This is a genomic window from Acetatifactor sp. (assembly GCF_982438285.1).
Genome location: NZ_CEWDFQ010000002.1, coordinates 1 through 18,771 on the forward strand (window position 1 = coordinate 1; position 18,771 = coordinate 18,771).

18 protein-coding genes are annotated in these 18,771 nt (G+C 50.7%); 3 read left to right on the forward strand and 15 right to left on the reverse strand.

Features of this window, described 5'->3' with window-relative positions; all coding sequences use genetic code 11:
• Together AC1WIP_RS00140 and AC1WIP_RS00145 are read left to right on the forward strand one after the other, a co-directional pair.
• Positions 1-658: large ribosomal subunit assembly factor BipA (locus AC1WIP_RS00140; protein WP_481139903.1), on the forward strand; the 658-nt coding region annotated here is incomplete at its 5' end.
• A gap of 98 nt (positions 659-756) precedes the next feature.
• On the forward strand, positions 757-2,025 hold the full coding sequence (locus AC1WIP_RS00145) for a Y-family DNA polymerase (RefSeq protein ID WP_481139904.1): 1,269 nt from the start codon (positions 757-759) through the stop codon (positions 2,023-2,025).
• Positions 2,026-2,141: 116 nt separating this feature from the next.
• On the opposite strand, the gene AC1WIP_RS00150 is transcribed toward AC1WIP_RS00145, so the two are convergent.
• Together AC1WIP_RS00150 and spoIVB are read right to left on the reverse strand one after the other, a co-directional pair.
• The gene (locus tag AC1WIP_RS00150) at positions 2,142-2,351 is read right to left on the reverse strand and encodes an aspartate dehydrogenase (protein ID WP_481139905.1); all 210 of its coding nucleotides are present in this window, start codon (positions 2,349-2,351) and stop codon (positions 2,142-2,144) included.
• A gap of 55 nt (positions 2,352-2,406) precedes the next feature.
• Positions 2,407-3,759 carry a SpoIVB peptidase gene (spoIVB, locus tag AC1WIP_RS00155; RefSeq protein ID WP_481139906.1) on the reverse strand — a complete coding sequence of 451 codons (1,353 nt, stop codon included), beginning with the start codon at positions 3,757-3,759 and terminating at the stop codon, positions 2,407-2,409.
• Positions 3,760-3,955: 196 nt separating this feature from the next.
• On the opposite strand from spoIVB, the gene AC1WIP_RS00160 reads away from it, so the two are divergent.
• The gene (locus tag AC1WIP_RS00160; RefSeq protein ID WP_481139907.1) at positions 3,956-5,308 is read left to right on the forward strand and encodes an esterase/lipase family protein; all 1,353 of its coding nucleotides are present in this window, start codon (positions 3,956-3,958) and stop codon (positions 5,306-5,308) included.
• Here AC1WIP_RS00160 and recN read toward each other — a convergent pair.
• From recN to AC1WIP_RS00225, 13 genes are all read right to left on the reverse strand, one after another.
• Positions 5,305-6,984 carry a DNA repair protein RecN gene (gene recN / locus AC1WIP_RS00165; protein ID WP_481139908.1) on the reverse strand — a complete coding sequence of 560 codons (1,680 nt, stop codon included), beginning with the start codon at positions 6,982-6,984 and terminating at the stop codon, positions 5,305-5,307. The genes AC1WIP_RS00160 and recN overlap by 4 nt on opposite strands.
• Before the next feature lie 299 nt (positions 6,985-7,283).
• A complete protein-coding gene (argR, locus tag AC1WIP_RS00170; protein ID WP_318704457.1) occupies positions 7,284-7,736 on the reverse strand; it encodes an arginine repressor in 453 nt (150 codons plus the stop codon).
• 19 nt (positions 7,737-7,755) lie between these two features.
• The gene (locus AC1WIP_RS00175) at positions 7,756-8,622 is read right to left on the reverse strand and encodes an NAD(+)/NADH kinase (protein WP_481139909.1); all 867 of its coding nucleotides are present in this window, start codon (positions 8,620-8,622) and stop codon (positions 7,756-7,758) included.
• Positions 8,623-8,630: 8 nt separating this feature from the next.
• Positions 8,631-9,512 (reverse strand): TlyA family RNA methyltransferase, encoded by an 882-nt coding sequence (locus AC1WIP_RS00180; protein ID WP_481139910.1) that lies wholly within the window; start codon positions 9,510-9,512, stop codon positions 8,631-8,633.
• On the reverse strand, positions 9,509-11,377 hold the full coding sequence (gene dxs / locus AC1WIP_RS00185) for a 1-deoxy-D-xylulose-5-phosphate synthase (protein ID WP_481139911.1): 1,869 nt from the start codon (positions 11,375-11,377) through the stop codon (positions 9,509-9,511). The genes AC1WIP_RS00180 and dxs overlap by 4 nt, the downstream gene beginning before the upstream one ends.
• Before the next feature lie 28 nt (positions 11,378-11,405).
• The gene (locus AC1WIP_RS00190; RefSeq protein WP_481139912.1) at positions 11,406-12,344 is read right to left on the reverse strand and encodes a polyprenyl synthetase family protein; all 939 of its coding nucleotides are present in this window, start codon (positions 12,342-12,344) and stop codon (positions 11,406-11,408) included.
• 4 nt (positions 12,345-12,348) lie between these two features.
• Complete coding sequence (xseB, locus tag AC1WIP_RS00195; protein WP_318709278.1) at positions 12,349-12,576, reverse strand: exodeoxyribonuclease VII small subunit; 228 nt, start codon at positions 12,574-12,576, stop codon at positions 12,349-12,351.
• Positions 12,573-13,775 (reverse strand): exodeoxyribonuclease VII large subunit, encoded by a 1,203-nt coding sequence (gene xseA, locus AC1WIP_RS00200; protein WP_481139926.1) that lies wholly within the window; start codon positions 13,773-13,775, stop codon positions 12,573-12,575. Before xseA ends, xseB begins: the two co-directional genes overlap by 4 nt.
• Entirely contained in the window at positions 13,768-14,187 is a 420-nt protein-coding gene (gene nusB / locus AC1WIP_RS00205; RefSeq protein ID WP_481139913.1) for a transcription antitermination factor NusB, read from the reverse strand. Before nusB ends, xseA begins: the two co-directional genes overlap by 8 nt.
• Positions 14,188-14,213: 26 nt before the next feature.
• Positions 14,214-14,591: an Asp23/Gls24 family envelope stress response protein gene (locus AC1WIP_RS00210; RefSeq protein ID WP_318704450.1), complete on the reverse strand. Its 378-nt coding sequence runs from the start codon at positions 14,589-14,591 to the stop codon at positions 14,214-14,216.
• A gap of 46 nt (positions 14,592-14,637) precedes the next feature.
• Entirely contained in the window at positions 14,638-15,930 is a 1,293-nt protein-coding gene (locus tag AC1WIP_RS00215) for a transglutaminase domain-containing protein (RefSeq protein ID WP_481139914.1), read from the reverse strand.
• Between the two features lie 20 nt (positions 15,931-15,950).
• Complete coding sequence (locus AC1WIP_RS00220) at positions 15,951-17,546, reverse strand: peptide chain release factor 3 (protein ID WP_318709284.1); 1,596 nt, start codon at positions 17,544-17,546, stop codon at positions 15,951-15,953.
• Complete coding sequence (locus AC1WIP_RS00225; RefSeq protein ID WP_481139915.1) at positions 17,539-18,726, reverse strand: phosphopentomutase; 1,188 nt, start codon at positions 18,724-18,726, stop codon at positions 17,539-17,541. The genes AC1WIP_RS00220 and AC1WIP_RS00225 overlap by 8 nt, the downstream gene beginning before the upstream one ends.
• Positions 18,727-18,771 lie beyond the last annotated feature (45 nt).

Here is an 18,771-nt window from a genome sequence, read left to right on the forward strand (position 1 = left end):
CTACCACAAGGATGAAAACGGAAAGCTTTTGGAGCCTATGGAGCTTGCCTACATTGACGTACCCAATGAATACTCCGGCGCCGTCATTGAAAAGCTGGGACAGCGAAAGGGTGAGCTCCGCAATATGGGTACGCTCTCCGGAAGCTACTATCCCCGCCTGGAGTTTTCCATTCCCGCCAGAGGACTCATCGGCTATCGGGGCGAGTTTATGACCGATACCAAGGGAAATGGTATTTTAAACACTGTTTTTGACGGCTACGGCCCCTACAAGGGAGATATCCAGTACCGCAAGTTAGGTTCTCTGATCGCTTTCGAGGCCGGGGAGGCCATCACCTACGGTCTTTACAACGCCCAGGAGCGGGGTACCCTCTTTATCGGACCGGGAGAAAAGGTTTACGCAGGCATGGTGGTGGGACAGACCGGCCGCAGTGAGGACATCGAGCTGAATGTATGTAAGAAAAAGCAGCTGACAAATACCCGCTCCTCCAGCGCAGACGAAGCCCTGCGCCTGACGCCCCCTAAAATTTTGTCCCTGGAGCAGGCCCTTGATTTTATCGATACGGACGAGCTTTTGGAGGTAACCCCCGAAAGCCTGCGCATCCGCAAAAAAATCCTGGACCCCACCCTTAGAAAACGGGCGGCCATGAGCAGAAAATAAACACTTAAAGATCCCTGTAATTTCCAGTTCAGAACATACGTTTTAGTGCTATACTATAAAAGGAACGTATGTTTGACTGGAACGGCAGGTGATTTTTTTTGGTAAAAAAACGCGTCTATTTATGTATCGATTTCAAATCCTTTTATGCTTCCGTAGAATGTGTGGAACGGGGGCTGGATCCTCTCTCCGCGCTTCTTGTGGTGGCGGACCCAGAGCGTGGCCGGGGAACCATTTGTCTTGCAGTGTCCTGTGCCTTAAAAGGGCTGGGAGTCAAAAACCGCTGCCGGATATTTCAGATTCCCTCCCACATCCCGTATGTTACAGCAGTCCCCAGGATGAAGCGCTACATTGATTATTCCGCAGAAATTTACGGTCTCTATCTAAAATATATCGCCAGTGAGGACATTCACGTATACTCCGTGGACGAGGCTTTTTTGGACATTACAGATTATCTTTCCCTCTATCAAGCCTCTCCGGAAGACCTGGCCCGCCAAATCATGCAGGACATCCTTAGGCACACCGGCATTCCCTCCGCCGCAGGCATTGGCACAAACCTCTATCTGGCCAAAACCGCGCTGGACCTTCTGGCCAAGCATTCCCCTGAAAATCTGGCCCGCCTGGATGAGGAGAGCTACCAAAAAATCCTCTGGCGCCACCAGCCTCTTTCAGACTTCTGGCGGATTGGAAAGAGTATGGAGGCAAGGCTGAACCAAATAGGGCTTTTCACCATGGAGGATATCGCAAAGTCCCAGGAGGCCCCTCTATATCACGCCTTTGGACGGGATGCGGAGCTTTTGATCGACCACGCCTTCGGACGGGAGCCCGTAACCATTGCCCACATAAAAAACTATCTTCCCAAAAGCCGCTCTCTAAGCAGCAGCCAAATGCTTCCCCGAAACTACACCTATGAGGAGGGGATGCTGATTTTAAAGGAAATGGTGGACAGCCTGTGTCTGGAGCTGGCAGCACAGGGGCTCTGCGCCAGGTCTTTGTCCCTTACGGTGGACTATTCCTGGCACTGGGGGCCAAAGCCCTCCACAGCTGCCGTCCCTCTCCCCGTTTCCGCCAATTCCTACCGCTGCATACTGCCCCACGCGCTGATCTGTTATGAGCGGATTACAGATAAAAACGCCCCCATCCGAAAGCTTAGTCTCTCCTTCGGCAATCTTTCCCAGGAGACCTTCCGGCAGTATGAGCTGTTTACCTCTCCCAGGGAGCAGGACAGAGACCGCAGACTGCAGCAGGCCGTTTGGGACATCAGACAGCGCTTTGGTCCAAACGCCTTGCTGCGGGGAATGGATCTTATGGAGGCAGCCACCGCAAGAGAACGCAATCTGCAGATCGGAGGACACAAAAGTGGCGAATAAACCCAAAAGCAAAATGTCTCTTTCAGAAAGAGCCAAGCAGTTCCTTCCTTTTGCCGCGCTAAAGGGTCTGCCGGAGGCCCTTGCGGAAAAGGAGCGGCAGGCACAAGAGGAAAACATCAATATTCCCTGGAGACCTCCTTTAGGCCGTACCGCTTCTGAAACTCCTTTAAATCCTTCTGGTCTTTGATCAGCATGACCTCCTGGAATTTTCCAGTATGAATATCCCGAAAGCCTGCAACCTGTTCTCCCGTACAGATACTGCATTTGATCACAGGCTTCTGTGTCTGGGCGTCATAGGATGGCAGGCTTTTCTTTTTACCAAACATAAACTTATCCTCCTTTGCTATGATACTTATCGGAAGAGGATGTGCGGAAATTAACTCAATGCTCCAGCATATTCTCTATAAAAATACCGTAGCCTCTGGTGCTGTCCTGTACCAGCACATGGGTCACCGCGCCGATAAACTTCCCATTCTGGATAATAGGCGCACCGCTCATGCCCTGTACAATGCCTCCGGTGATCTGGATCAGTTCAGGATCAGTGACCTTTAGCTCAATTCCCCGATTGATGTTGTCGTGGTCTAAATGAACTGCCGTAATTTCAATGTCGTAATATCTGGTGGTGCCGTCCACCGTACAGAGAATCTGAGCATAGCCCTCTTCAATTTCCTGCTTTAATCCAATGGGCAGGGGCTCCTGGGACGCAAGTGCAAGGGCCCTTTCATTGCATTTCCCGAAAATTCCCTGCCTGCTGTTTGAAGTGATGTCCCCCAGCACTCTGTCGTCTGCATAGACGATCATCCCTGTCATTTCCCCCGGATTTCCATTGGTTCCCTTCCGTATGGACACAATTTCCGTCTGATAGAGAGTGCCGTCATCCATGTCCATCAGCGTGCTGGTGTCAACGTCATTGATGCCATGTCCCAGCGCGCCAAAATTTCCCTGACTATCAATGTAAGTCATGGTGCCCACGCCCTGGGCATTGTCCCGCACCCAGACCCCAATCTTATAATCTCCGCTCTGGCTGCGCACCGGCTTTACCTTTACCTCCATGACCTCCCCGTCTCTCTCCACGGCAAGAATCACCTCTTTTCCCCCACTGTCCTCAATACGCTTGATAAAATCGTCTTTTTCCGTCACCGTCTCCCCATTTACCTTTTGAATATAATCACCGGATTTCAAAATATATTTGCATGGGGAATAATTTACACCGTCCTCGCCAACAAATTCTCCGGCACCTACCACCAAAATTCCGTCTGTCTTTACGTAAATCCCGATGGGAACCCCCACCGGTATCAGCTCCTGTGCCTCTATGACCTGTATGCCCACCTGCTTAAAGGGCAGAAAGCCAAAGAGCTTCACCTGCATCAAATATTCTTGTATGCCTCCCGTCTTTACAGTGACAGATTGATTCAAGTCTATGGTCACCGCGCCCTGAGGGATATTGCTCTCCCCCTGGCCGCTGACGCTTACGATATCCCCCTTGGCCGGAATGCCAAGGTCTAAGGTTTCCTCCTGTCCGGCCCTGATATGCAGAACAGAGGGAATACTGCTGTCCACGTAATAATAGCAAAGCCCGAAAAGAGCCATACAGCTAAGTGTCAATGCCGCGCACAGGCATCGCCTGTATATCCGGTAACGCCTTATCTTGCGTTTCCAGTCCTGCAGCAGCACAACCATATCCTCTCCCGCCTGTTTTTTGACTCTTTCGCTTTCACTGACCCAAAATTTCATTTATCGTATACTCCCATCTGCTGTTTGCACGTATTCAAACATATTATGTGATTGTTTTAAAATTTTACTTACAAAAGAAAGGGGTATTTTTTTGAAAATATTGGATGTGGCAAAAAGACATGTTATAATAAATCAGTCTGTGAAAGCAAAGTAAAAATGCGTTGATTGAAAAAGAAAGCGCAGAAATGAGGTACCTATGAAAAAATTTTTATATACAAACAGCATCCGTCTTTTGTACACATTGGTTCTCTTTGCCGGAGCCAATCTGTATCTTCTTTCAGAGCTTATTTCTTCTCCCCTTATGAAGGCTGTGCCCTTTTTATTTGTTTTTATCCTTGTATTCCCTGTTTTTTATCAGAATCTGCCAAAGACCCGCAGGCTGCGGTTCTGCGCAAAGGGAAGCGAGCTTTTGATTCTCTTTCTCACCTCCACAGTGCTTTCTATTGTGTTTTTTGTGACAGGCGCACTGGGACGGCTCCCCCTTCCCCCCGTGTGGGAGGCTCCAAAGTCATGGCTTATCAACTCTCTTGTGGCCATTTTGGCCGAGGCGCTGATTTTCTGGGTGGGCATGATCGAGGTATATCTGTCCTCCACACAGCTTGGCATCCGCCTCCGCGTCATAGGCCTCATCTGCGGACTGATTCCTATTGTCAATCTTGTCGTACTGGGCTTTATCATCGACGCAGCTTCCAAAGAGGCTGATTTTGAAAACAAAAAAATACTGTGCAACAGAGAGCGGAAGGAAAAGACCGTCTGTGCCACCAAATATCCTATTTTGATGGTGCATGGAGTGTTTTTCCGGGATTTCCGCTACTTAAACTATTGGGGACGTATTCCAAAGGAGCTTCAGGAAAACGGCGCAGTGATTTTCTATGGACAGCATCAGTCCGCAGCCTCCGTTGCAGACAGCGGCAGAGAAATTGCGGACAGGATTCTGGAGATTGTATCGCAGACTGGCTGCGAAAAGGTGAATCTCATCGCCCATTCCAAGGGCGGCTTAGACTGCAGGCAGGCCCTTACGCTGCCCGGCATCGCCTCCCTGGTGGCCTCTCTGACCACCATAAACACCCCTCACAGAGGCTGTGAATTCGCAGATTATCTCCTTGGAAAGATTCCGGAAAAGCAAAAAAACATGGTGGCGGCAGCCTACAATGCCGCTTTAAAAAAGCTGGGTGATCCCAGACCAGATTTTCTGGCCGCTGTAAATAATCTCACCAGCGCCTTTTGTGCCGATTTCAACCAAAAAACGCCTGATGCTCCAGGCGTTTTCTACCAAAGTGTGGGTTCTAAGCTGAATGTGGCCAGAGGGGGACGGTTCCCTCTAAATTTCACCTATCACCTCTGCCGCTATTTCGAGGGAAGCAACGATGGACTTGTCAGCGAAAAATCCTTCGTATGGGGCCAGTCCTACCAATGTCTGACCGTAAAGGGAACCCGCGGCATTTCCCACGGAGACATGATTGACCTCAACCGGGAAAATCTCCCGGAATTCGACGTGCGGGAATTTTATGTGCAGCTTGTAAGTGCACTAAAGCAGAAAGGCTTTTAATTTTTGTGAGCAAGGGCCTGGGCCCGCATTTCCCTTGCATTAGAAAGCGCAGCTTCGGTCAGCGTATCTCCCCCTAAAAGCCTGGCAAGCTCTGAAAGCCCTTCCTCCTCGTCCAATTTGCGGATGTCCGTAATGGTGTTATCCTCCACGCTGCTTTTCTCAATCACAAAATGAGTATCCGCCATAGCCGCAATCTGGGGGAGGTGGGTGATGCAGATCACCTGATGTCCGTGGGCTACGGTGTCTAACTGCTCCGAAACCCTCCATGCGGTCTTTCCGCTGATGCCCGCGTCAATCTCGTCAAAGATCAGGGTATCAATGTCATCCTTTCCCGCCAGCACCGTTTTTATGGCCAGCATAATCCGGGACAGCTCGCCGCCGCTTGCCACCTGGTTTAAGGGCTTCAGGCTCTCTCCCGGGTTTGTGGAGATCAAAAAGGATACCTCGTCTCCTCCCTGCGGAGTAATCTGCTTTGCAGGCTCCACCAATATCTCAAACTGAACCGTCAAAAAATTCAGGTTTACCAAAGCCTCCCTTAACTGCTCCTGCAGAAGAAGGGCATTTTTTTTGCGAAGCTTTGTCAGCCGCCCGCAGGCCTTTTGCAAAACTTCCCTGGCCTGTGCAAACTCCTTTTCAAGCTGCGCCTTATATGCGTCATAATCAGAGAGCTTTTCCAAAAGCTCTTTTCTGGAGTCCCCATAGGAAAGCACCTCCTCTATGGAAGCGCCATATTTTCCCTTTAAACGGTTCAAAGTATTTAACCTCTCCTCCGTCCTCTGGAAATCCTCCTGATCAAATTCACTGTCATCTATATACTCCGACACATCCCGGTTGTAATCCGCCAAAAGACTGTCAATCTCCTCCAGCTGCCGCTCCAGCTCCTCCAGCCTGGGATCATAGGAGGATACGCTCCTTAAAGCCCGGAGAGCCCGGCTTAGGCTGCTGCCCGCCCCGCTCTCGGACTCATTGCAGGTATACTGATAGCTTTCCGCAAGATTTTCCGCAATCTTTTTACTGTTTATCATGCGGCGGTACTCCTGCTCCAAAGCTTCGTCCTCGCCGGGAACCAGTCTTGCCTCCTCTATCTCCTTAAGCTCAAATTCTGCAAGCGTCTGCTCCCTCCTTCTGGTCTCCTCGTCCATGGATTCCTCATCCAGCCTTTTTTGCAGCGTATGACACAGGCTGTAGGCTTCTTTCGTCTCTTTTGCCAGCACGTCAAACTCCGCTCCGCAGAAGGCATCCAGAATTTCCATATGCTTTTTTTTGTTCAGCAGTGACTGATGCTCATGCTGTCCGTGAATGTCGATCAAAAGCTCCGCAAGCTCTTTGACCTGCCTGGCCGTCACCGTTTCCCCGTTGATCCTGCAGACGCTTTTTCCCACCTGCATCCTGCGGCTGATCACCACGCTTCCATCCTCCGAAGGCTCCAAATCCATTTCCCGCAGTTTCTCCTGCACCCTTTCATCCCCGGAAAAAATAAGCTCCACCAGAGCGCTTTGAGCGCCCTTCCTGAGCATTTCCTTCTCAAACTTGCCTCCCAGGGCCAAATTTACAGAACCCATCAAAAGGGATTTTCCCGCGCCGGTCTCTCCCGTCAGGATATTCAGGCCCCGGCCGAATTCCACTTCCGTTTCCTCCATCAGCGCAAGATTTTTCACGTGTAAACTCTGCAGCATACCAATCTCTCCTTATGTACCTTCTCCGATGATACATAACACCCTGTTTATGATGCTGTGGGTAAAAGGGGGTTCGACCATAAGTGGTTGGAAGCGTTTGCTCTCTGCAGGAGTCTTAGCTGTTCTTGGAGTTGGCAAATTTGCGTTGTGAGAAAAAAATCCGCATGTTTGAGCGAAGCGAGTTCGGATTTTTTGGAACGAAATTAGCAAATTTGCCAATTCCTAGTGCAGCTTGACTCCAAAGTCGCAAACGATTCCAACTATTTATGGTCGAAATCCTCTTTACCCCCAGCATCATTTTACCTATCTATCATAGCATGTATTTTGTCCATCAGCGTTCTGGTCTCCTCCACCGTGCGCACAGCCACCATTATGGTGTCGTCCCCCGCGATACACCCCACAATCTCAGGGAATTTCATGGCGTCAACCGCTGCAGCCACCGCCATTGCCATGCCTGATACGGTCTTTACCACAAGAATATTCTGGGCCATGTCCATGGACACAAAGCCGTCCTTGAGCACTCTGATATACTTATCTCCAAGATGGCTGTCCTCCTGCTTTAAGACCACATATTTCTGCTTCCCGTTCCCGGAAGGAACCTTAGACAGCTTCAATTCTCTGATATCCCTGGAAACAGTGGCCTGTGTCACAGAAAAGCCCGCCTCCTTTAAATAGCCCGCAAGCTCCTCCTGGGTCTCAATATCGTGTTTTTCGATCAGCTCTATAATTTTTCGGTGACGAATTTTCTTCATTTGTCCGGCCCCTCCTGTTTTAATTTTCGCTCATCTTTTTATGCAGCACCTCAAGAAAGCTCACCTGGTTTAACTGAATAAACTCCGTTATCTTCTCGGATTTTACAATGCGGATATGATCCCCCGTGCATAGCGGTATCACATGGCTTCCGTCAAAGTTTGCCTCCACCGTCTGCATACGCCCGTCTCTTCCCTCTGGTATCTCAATCTCAATCACATCATCCGGGGACAGGATAATACTTCTCTGGTTCAAAGTATGGGGACAGATAGGCGTCAGCATAATCAGCTTTGCCCTGGGCTCTACTAAGGGCCCCCCTGCAGAGAGATTATAGCCCGTGGAGCCTGTGGGCGTGGTCACAATCATGCCGTCCGCGTTATAATTGTTCAAAAACTGGCCGTTTACATAAATGTTGAATTTTATGATCTGCAGGGAGCCGCTTCTGGATATGACAATGTCATTTAACGCCCAGCCCTCGTCCTTTCTTTTGTCCTGAAAGCAGACCTTGCCGTTTAACATCATACGGCTTTCCTGCTCATAATCCCCCCGGATGAGCCTCTCTAAGGCCTCCTCCAGATTTCCAGGCTCAATTTCCGTCATGTAGCCCAGAGTCCCCAGATTTACGCCGATAATAGGGATGAGAAGCTTTTTGGTCTCTCGGGCCGCCTGCAGCACGGTGCCGTCTCCTCCCAGCACGATCATGCAGTCCACTCCCGGCGGAATGTCCGGCGCTTCCTCACAGTCCTTTTCATAGCGGTTTTTATATTCCGGCTCCCGTATCAGCACAGTAACCCTCTGGCCCTTCTGCTGAAGATAGGACCGGATGCGCTCCGTGGCCGCCAGATTTTTGTCCTTGTGTCTATTGGTATAAATCAGAAAATGCTTCATATGGCCCCCTACAGCTGATGTGAATTTTTAACCGTTTCCTGAATGATTTTCTGCCATTCCTCCTTCTGTGACAATCCGGTCTTTGATGCCTGAATCTGCTCCAGGCGCATCTGCGCCTCTTTCTCGCCAAGCTCTCTTATCTCCTCCGGGGGCTCCTTTTCCTTGCACAAAAGCAGCAGATATTCGATGTTTCCCTCCGGTCCCTTGATAGGGGAATAATCAAGCCCCCTTACGGCAAAGCCAATACTGTCCGCAAAATCCACGATTTTCTCAATAACCTCCCTGTGGACCTTCGGCTCCCTGACCACGCCGTTTTTGCCTACCTTCTCCCTGCCTGCCTCAAACTGGGGCTTGATCAGACACACCATCTGCCCTCCCGCCTTCAGCAGATTTCTGGCAGGAATCAAAATTTTGGTCAGGGAAATAAAGGACACATCCACACTGGCAAAGTCCAGCTCATCCATGATATCCTCTGGCAGAACATAACGGAAATTGGTCTGCTCCATGCAGACCACCCTTTCGTCGTTGCGCAGCTTCCAGTCAAGCTGTCCATGTCCCACATCCACTGCATACACCTTTGCCGCTTCGTTCTGCAGCATACAGTCTGTGAATCCTCCCGTGGAGGCGCCGATATCCATACACACCATTCCCGTCAGGGAAAGCTGCCATTTTTCCATGGCCTTTTCCAGCTTAAGGCCTCCCCTGCTCACATATTTCTGGGCCTTTCCCCGCACCTCCAGCCGTATTTTACTCTCGTCAAAGGCGCTTCCCGCCTTGTCCTCTCTCTGTCCGTCCACATACACATTTCCGGACATAATGACAGCCTTCGCCTTTTCTCTTGAAGGTGCATATCCCTGATTGACCAGAATCACATCCAAACGTTCCTTCATGGGTTTTCTCCTGCAAGCTTTCTCTCAATTCGCTCTACAATGGTCTGTGGGTCTATGCCTACTGCCTGCTTAAGCACCTCCACATTCCCATGCTCCACATAAGCGTCCGGGATACTGATATTCAGATACAAATTGTTTTTCCCATTTCGATTCATGCAATCCAGTATCTTCTCTCCATATCCCCCACAGGCCACATTCTCCTCCAGGGAAACAATGAGTTTATGATCCCTGCAGGCCTCCAGCAGGGCAGGCTCATCTATGGGCTTTATGAAACGGCCGTTAATCAGGCTGGCCTGATAGCCCTTTGCCTTTAACAGCTCTCTCACCCGCTCTCCCGTCTTTACCATGCTGCCCACTGCAAACAGAGCAATCCCGCTCTCCTTGTAAATCCATTCCGCCTTTCCGTATTCTATGGGCGCGCGGAATTCTTTCAGACCCGCATAAGCCGTGCCCCTGGGATAGCGTATGGCTATGGGAAGCTCAAGCTGCAGGGCAAATTTCAGCATGTCGGACAGCTCCCACTTGTTTTTTGGCGCGCAGATGTGCATATTGGGGATTCCAGACAGATAGGTATAATCAAAAATACCCTGATGGGTCTCCCCATCGCTGCCCACCAGCCCCGCCCTGTCAATGGCGAAAATCACCGGCAGATTCTGAATACAGACGTCATGAAGAATCTGGTCATAAGCCCTTTGCAGAAAGGATGAATAAACCGCCACAATAGGCCTTAAGCCTCCCGCCGCAAGTCCTGCGGCAAAGGTCACCGCATGCTCCTCGGCAATTCCCACGTCAAAAAATCGCTGGGGGTACATATTCCGAAACCGCTTCAGTCCTGTCCCGTCGGGCATGGCCGCGGTGATGGCCACTATTCTCTGATCCCGCTGTCCCAGCTTACACATAACAGTGGAAAACACATCCGTGTAATTAGCTTCGTTTCTGGGGTGGGAGGGAATGCCTGTCTCAATGTCAAAGGGCTCCGCCCCGTGAAATCTGGCGGGATGCCTCTCCGCCGGTGCGTATCCCTTCCCCTTCTGGGTGATGGCGTGAATCATTACAGCCCCCTTCACCCTTTTTGCCTCCTGTATCACCCGCACCAGTCCATCTATGTCGTGCCCATCCACCGGGCCCAGATAAGTGACCCCCATATCCTCAAACAGCATGCCCGGGATCACCAGCTGCTTGAAGCTGCTCTTGGCACGGCGCAGCCTGTTTACCATATTATCCCCTGTGCGTGTGCCCTTTAAGGCGTTGTAAATGCCCTCCTTCAGGTCCAGATAGCTGGATGCCGTGCGGATATTATTCAGATATTTTGATACACCGCCTACGTTTTCGGAGATGGACATATTATTGTCGTTCAGAATAATGATGAAATTGGTCTCCAGCTTGGCCGCATTGTTCAATGCCTCATAGGCCATTCCTCCTGTCAGGGAGCCGTCTCCGATCACCGATACAATGGTGCTTTTTTCTCCCTTGATGTCCCTGGCCTTCACAAGGCCCAGCCCGGCCGAGATAGAGGTGGAGCTGTGCCCCGTGTCAAAGGCATCGCATATGCTTTCTTTTCTTTTAGGGAAACCGCTCATGCCGTGAAACTGACGCAGACCGTCAAATCCGTCCTTGCGGCCGGTGAGAATTTTGTGGGTGTAGGACTGATGTCCTACATCCCAGATAATTTTATCCTCAGGGAGGTTCAGCGCCAGATGCAGGGCCATGGTAAGCTCCACAGCACCCAGATTAGAACCCAGATGCCCTCCGGTGACGCTGATCTTTTCGATCAGAAAGCTTCTGATCTCCTGGGCCAGAGCGCCGTAATCCTCTCTGTTTATCTTTTTGATGTCATTCACATTCTCTATCTTTTCAAGCAGCATAGCGTTCAACCTCTGTCGTTACTGTACTTTATTTGCGGCGGTGGATCAAATGCCGGATCAGCTGTTCCAGAAATTCATGATCTCCCGGCAGCTTTTCCAGAATGTCTGCCGCCTCCCCGGAAAGCCTTTCCACGTCCGCGCCGGCTTTCTCAAGCCCCCATACCGTCACATAGGTCTGCTTATTGTTTTGTGCATCGCTTCCTGCCATCTTGCCAAGCTCTCTGCTGTCCCCGGTGACGTCCAGAATATCATCCTGTATCTGGAAGGCAATGCCAATGTTCCAGGCGCATTGCTCCACAGCCTGCACCTGCTCCCTTGATGCTCCCGCCAGAATGGCTCCTGTCATCATAGACGCCTGAATCAGCGCAGCCGTCTTGTTCTCATGTATAAACATAAGATGTTCCCTGCTTAAGGGTTCCTTTATCTCTTCCGCCTCAATATCCGCCGTCTGGCCGCCGATCATGCCATATATGCCCGCCTTTTGTCCAATCACCTTAAGGGCTCTCAGCACTGCCCGCAGCCTGTCGGAATCCGGCGCTTCTTTCTTCTCTGTCTCCCAGTCATCCCCAATGGACTTGAGCGCCGTCTCAAAGGCATAATTGAGCAGCCCGTCTCCCGCTAAAATTCCCATGCCTTCCCCATAAACAGCCCATGTGGTTTTGCGCCCTCTGCGGTACTTATCATTGTCCATGGCAGGAAGATCGTCATGCACCAGGGAATAGGTATGTATCATCTCAATGGCAGCCATAAAGGGCTCTATCAGGCTGTCCTCTTTCCCCCCAAAAAGCCCATAAGTCTCCTGCATCAAAAGAGGTCTCAAACGCTTCCCCCCTGCCATCAGGCTGTAATTCATGGCCTGGGCTGCCGTTTTTGCATACCCTTCTTCCCTGGGAAGATACTTTGTAAGGATTTTCTCAATTTCCGCTGTCTTTTCCTGTAAAAGCACTTCAAATTTTTGTTCTTCCATGTCCCTATAGCTCCTCCAGCTGTCCCTGTCCGCTCAGCTTCAAAACCTTTTTTTCCACTCCGTCAATCTGATCATTGCATTCCTTTAAGAGAGCCATCCCCCTGCTGTAAGCCTCGAAGGCTTCCTCCAAAGAAATATCCTCCCGCTCCAGCTGTGCAATGGTTTCCTGAAGCATTTCAAAATTTTCCTCCAGTCCCGGTCTTTCCTGCTGCTTTTCCTCTTCCCTGTTCATCTGTTTTCTTCCTTTCCGGTCACCTGGGCGCAGATTACGCCGTCCCTTACATGAATCCGTAAAGCCTCCCCCGGCTCCACCTGTGAGACAGAACGGATATTGTTTCCCTTTAAATCCGCCACAAAAGAAAATCCGCTGTTTAGCTTCTCCAGAGGAGACAGCCCCTTCATTCTCTCAGTATATAAAGCCAGCTCATTCCTTTTATTCTTAAGTATCCCCTGGATTCTCTCCTGCAGACGCTCCTCCAGATTCATGCAAAGAGTTCTTTTTTCCCGAATACGGCCAAAGGGACTTCCCATTTTCAAAAGCTTTTCCAAATGCTGCACCCGCTGTCTTTGTGCCCGCAGCCTCTGGTCCATCAATCCGTTGAGCTTATCCGCAAAACCGGAAATGGTCTGAAGAATCTCCCGGATATCCGCAACCGCAAGCTCTGCGGCGGCGGAGGGGGTTGGCGCTCTTAAGTCCGCCACATAATCAATGATGGTGGTGTCCGTCTCATGCCCCACTGCGGAAATAATCGGGATGGAGCAGTCAAAGACAGCCTGGGCTACCTGGCGTTCATTGAAGGCCCACAGGTCCTCTATGGAGCCTCCTCCTCTGCCCACAATCATCACATCCACTCCCTGACGCTCCAGGGCCTGTATTCCCCGGACAATACTCTCCGGCGCAGCCTCTCCCTGGACAATGGCTGGGTAAAGAATGATCTGCACATAGGGGTTTCGTCTGGAGGCAATCTGGATGATATCCCGCACTGCGGCTCCCGTGTCTGCAGTGACCACGCCCAGAGTTTTAATGTATTTGGGAATGGGTCTTTTATACTCCGGGGCAAACATTCCAAGCTCCATAAGCTCCCGCTTCAGGCGCTCAAACTTCTCATACAAAAGGCCGGAGCCATCCAGTATGATCTCCTTTGCGTAAAGCTGGTATTTACCATCCCGCTCATAGACGTCAACGGTACCCCCCACAACCACCTGCTGTCCCTGTTCCAGACGAAAAGAAAGGCCCGAACGGTTCCCGGCAAACATAACACAGTTTATGGTACCCTTAGGGTCCTTTAATGTAAAATAAATATGTCCAGAGGAATGATACTTGCAGTTGCTGACCTCTCCCTTCACAAAGAGTGACTGCAGAAGATAATCCTGCGTGAACATATTTTTGATGTAGGCATTCAGTTGTCCGACGGTATAAACACTACGAATTTTCCTCACCTGTCTTTACCAGCTTCGCCAGTATGGCGTTTACAAATCTTCCGGATGTTTCCTGACCATATTTCTTGGCAATTTCCACCGCCTCATTGATGGCCACGCCATTTGGAATATCCTCGTCAAAAAGAATCTCATAGGCTGCAATACGCAGCACCGTAAGCTCCACCTTGCCTATACGCTTCGTATCCCAGCCCTCTGTCTTTTCTCCTATGATCCGGTCCAGCTCAGACAGCTTTTCCTGAATCCTTTCATACCTTTCAGTAACATAAGAAGCGTCCTTATCAAGGACTATCGCCTCGTTATCCTCCAGAAACAGCTTCACCTGCTCCGGCATTTCCTCCCGCGCATGAAACTCTTCGCGGAATAACAGCAGAAAAACCTGTTCCCTCTGTTCGTGTCGTCCCATCTGCTTATCCTGTCCTTGTCCTGCTTCTATTTTACTTTCACACCGGCAATGCGGATATTCACATCACTGCAGGTAAGCCCCGTCATATTTTCAATGGCAGCCTTCACCTTCTGCTGCACCTGCTGGCAGGTGGCGGGAATATTGTAGCCATATTCCATGGTGACTGCCAGATCCACCGTCACATTCCCCTCTAACACGTCCACCTTTACGCCCTTTGTAAGGTTCTTTACCCCCACCTTGCTCATAAGCTCGTTGGTGATATTGCCGGCCATGGCGTTCACGCCCTCCACCTCAGTGGCTGCCAGGGAAGCAATCATAGCTACCACGTCATCGGCAATCTGAACCTGTCCTATATTTTCATCAGACTTCAGCAAAACGGCATTTTTATCTATTTCTCTTTCCATACAAGCTTCCTCCTGTATCATTCTATAATGTATAAGTATACCACACTCACTGCTCATTTGTCACCCAAAATGTCAGGGACAGCTGTTTCTCATTGTGGGCATAGGCAATGGTGCCGCTTTCGCTGGACAGATAATCAAATATCTCCTGCCCTTCTATCAGCGCAGACAAAATCTCCTGAAAGCATGCACTGTCCGAGCACTTCACCGTCACATCGGTCTTTCCCTGGCTGGCCGCCCGGTCAAACAGGGCTTTCATCTGCTCTCTGTCATAGGAGGTAAACAGCGCTCCCTCCCTGACATAATAGTTGGCCTCCACAGCCGTGCATTCCGGCATAGGCACCACACCTCCCAGGGTGTGGGTACGCAGAAGCTCCCTGGTGGTAACGCACAGATAGTCGTAATTGATATCCGGCATATACGCATCCTCCACGCCCTCCGGGCTCTCCAGCCGGTAGGAGGCGTCTCCCCAGGTGGCGTCCACATAATAATAGCTCCCATCCACCTTCACCAGATTCCAGGCATGTCCTTCGCCCGTATCCACCGTTCCCATCACCAGCGTACACTCCACGCCCAGCCTGTTGAGCAGATACTGCGTGGCCTTGGCGTAACCCTGGCACACAGACAAATGGTTTACAAATACCGAATAAATATTCTGATTGTCCACGGAATTCAGGTCATAGTCCGTATTCCTGATCAAGGTCTCATAAACATACTTCACCTTTTCATATTCAGAGGCCTGTGCCGCGATTCCCGAAAGATAAACCGCCGCCCCCGCCTCGATTGCTTCCCTTCTTGCCAGGGCAGACTGGCTGTCCATGCTGTAGGTGCCGGAAAAATCAATGGCTAACAGACTGCCGCCCCTTTCATACTTCGTATAGGTATAGCCTTCCACATAAAAAAGCTCCGGATGATCTATAAGCACACACTGAAAAATCTGGTCGATGCAGGTCTCGTCCAGTCCGGCCTCAATCCCCTCCTGGGACAGGCGCACGGTTTCTTCCATGGCTCCCAGACTTTTTTCTATGTCCCGATACCACTGTTTCTGAGCATCCGTCAGACTATCAAAGGCAAAATGAGACACGAAAGAGGCTCCCTCCCACAAAAAGGAGACAGTCTCCTCCCCGCTCTCGCCAGACGCCTGTGTCTCTCCTGGCGGCTGTGCATCCGCCTCCTCCTGCTTTGGAACGGCTGTCTGCGGATTTTCCAAAGCAGCTTCCAGGGATGCCGTTTCCCCGGCCCTCCCTTCCCCAAAAAGCTCACTCTCTGCGCACCCTGTCCACAAAAGGACAAGCAGGAAAAGCAAAAGTACAAATCGGCCCGTCAATGCTCCCTTTTTCATGCAAAAACTCCATGTCAATCTTAGTTGCGGCTGAATTCCGACAGAATTAATCCCTTATTGCGGTCCAGGGTCATGCCCACGCTCCAGGAATTGACAAACAAAAGAAGCGGATTTCCCTTCATATCCTTCACCTTCTTCATGTCGGAGGTTCCCGTCAGCTTGGAGATGTCTATCTCGTCCTTGTTTTCAATCCAGCGGATATGCTCATAGGGCAGGTTTTCCAGACGAATCTCCACATTGTATTCGTTTTTCAGCCGATACTGCAGCACGTCAAACTGCAAAACGCCTACCACTCCCACAATAATCTCCTCAAATCCCGTATTAAATTCCTGGAAAATCTGGATGGCGCCCTCCTGGGCAATCTGCTCTATTCCCTTTACAAACTGCTTGCGCTTCATGGTATCCAGCTGCCGCACTCTGGCGAAATGCTCCGGCGCAAAGGTAGGGATTCCCTCATACCGGAAATTCTCCTTGGGCATACATATGGTATCCCCTATAGAGAATACTCCCGGATCAAACACGCCGATGATATCTCCAGCGTAAGCCTCAGACAGAATTTTTCGTTCGTCAGCCATGATCTGCTGGGGCTGGGAAAGCCGCATAATTTTCCCGCCCTGCACATGGCGCACCTCCATCTGGGCGTCAAATTTGCCGGAGCAGATGCGCAAAAAGGCAATCCTGTCCCGGTGGGCCTTGTTCATATTGGCCTGAATCTTAAATACAAAGGCGCTGAAATCATGCTCCGCCGGGTCAATCAGCCCGATATCCGCCTTTCTGGGCAAGGGGGTGGTGGTCATTTTCAGAAAATGCTGCAAAAAAATTTCCACACCAAAATTGGTTAACGCCGAGCCAAAGCACACCGGGGTGAGATCCCCGCTTCTGACCTGCTCCAAATCAAAGGGAGCGCTGGCGCCGTCCAAAAGCTCAATTTCTTCCAAAAGCTTGTCCGCCGCCTCATCTCCGATCATCTGTCGCAGCTTTTCCTCATTTTCCACGGGAATCTCCGTGGCCGTGCCTTCCTTCGTCCCCTTTTCCGTATCCGAATAGGAAATCACACACTTTTTCTCCCTGTCGTACACGCCCTTGAAGGCCTTTCCGGAACCGATAGGCCAGTTTACCGGACAGGTGGCAATGCCCAGCTCCTTTTCAATGTCATCCAAGAGCTCAAAGGTATCATTTGCATCTCTGTCCATCTTATTGATAAAGGTAAAAATGGGTATCTTTCTCATGACACAGACCTTAAACAGCTTTCTGGTCTGAGCCTCCACTCCTTTGGAGGCATCGATCACCATAACCGCAGAGTCCGCCGCCATCAGGGTCCGGTAGGTATCCTCCGAGAAATCCTGGTGTCCCGGCGTATCCAGAATATTAATGCAGTAGCCGTCGTATTCAAACTGCAGCACCGAAGAGGTGACGGAAATTCCCCTCTCCTTTTCAATCTGCATCCAGTCCGACACCGCATGTCTTGCAGTGGCCTTTCCCTTCACGCTTCCAGCCAGGTTGATAGCTCCGCCGTAAAGGAGAAATTTCTCCGTAAGGGTAGTTTTGCCCGCATCCGGATGGGAAATAATGGCAAAGGTGCGGCGGCGGTTAATTTCTTCTGTATAATCACTCACTTTCGTGTCCTCCATGTAACTCATTCTGCAGCATGCCTGTCCCGGCAAACTGCGGCGCAATCGAAAAATATTGTAACACAGTTGCCCCTATATCTGCAAAGGTTTTCCGCGTCCCCAGATTCCCCGGCTTCACTCCCTTTCCATACATCAGAAAAGGCGTGTACTCCCTGGTATGGTCTGTGGTCTTTGTATAAGCAGGATCGCAGCCATGATCCGCCGTCAGCATCAGAATATCCTCTTCTCTCATTTTCCCCATAAGTTCAGGCAGCCTTTGGTCAAAATAGGAAAGAGCCTTTGCATAGCCGTCCACATCTCTTCTGTGTCCGTACAGCATGTCATAATCCACCAGATTCACAAAGCATAAACCCTCAAAATCCTCCTCCAGGCATTCCAGCGTACGGGCAATCCCCTCCTCATTTCCCCCTGTGAAGATGGATCTGGTAATGCCCTTTCCTGCAAAAATATCATGTATCTTTCCCACAGCAATCACCTCTTTATTGCTGTCCTTGAGCTGATCCAGCATGGTAACCGAGGGCGGCAGGATAGAAAAGTCATGCCGCCCCCCTGTTCTCGTAAACGGACCGCCCTCCGGCCCTGTAAAGGGGCGGGCGATCACTCTTCCCACGCCGTGCTCTCCCGTAAGAATCCTCCTTGCAATGCGGCAGTACTCATACAGCTGCTCCACAGGGACAATCTGTTCGTGGGCCGCAATCTGGAACACACTGTCCGCAGAGGTATAAACGATCAAATCTCCCGTCCTCATATGCTCGTCCCCGTACCTCTGTATGACCTCCGTGCCGGAATAGGGCAGGTTGCACAGCACCCCTCTGCCCGTTTCTTTTTGGAAAGGGTCAAGCACCTCCCGGGGGAAGCCCTTCGGATACACAGGCAGCGGCTTAGGGGAGTAGATTCCCGCAATCTCCCAGTGCCCTATGGTAGTATCCTTTCCCTTGGAGGCCTCCGTCATCCGCGCATAGGCCCCCTTAGGAACGCCTTGTCTTTCCCCCGCCGCCACACCGTCAATATGGAAAAGTCCCAGTTCTCCCATGTTTGGCATATGAAAATACGGGCTTTTGGATACGCTTCTTAAGGTATTCACATCCACGTCCCCATAAGAAGCCGCATCCTCCATGGCCCCGATCCCAAAGCTGTCCAATACAATCAAAAAAACTCTCTTCATGTAATTTTGTCCTTTCGTCTCTCTTCCCCCGGGCCCTGACAGGGC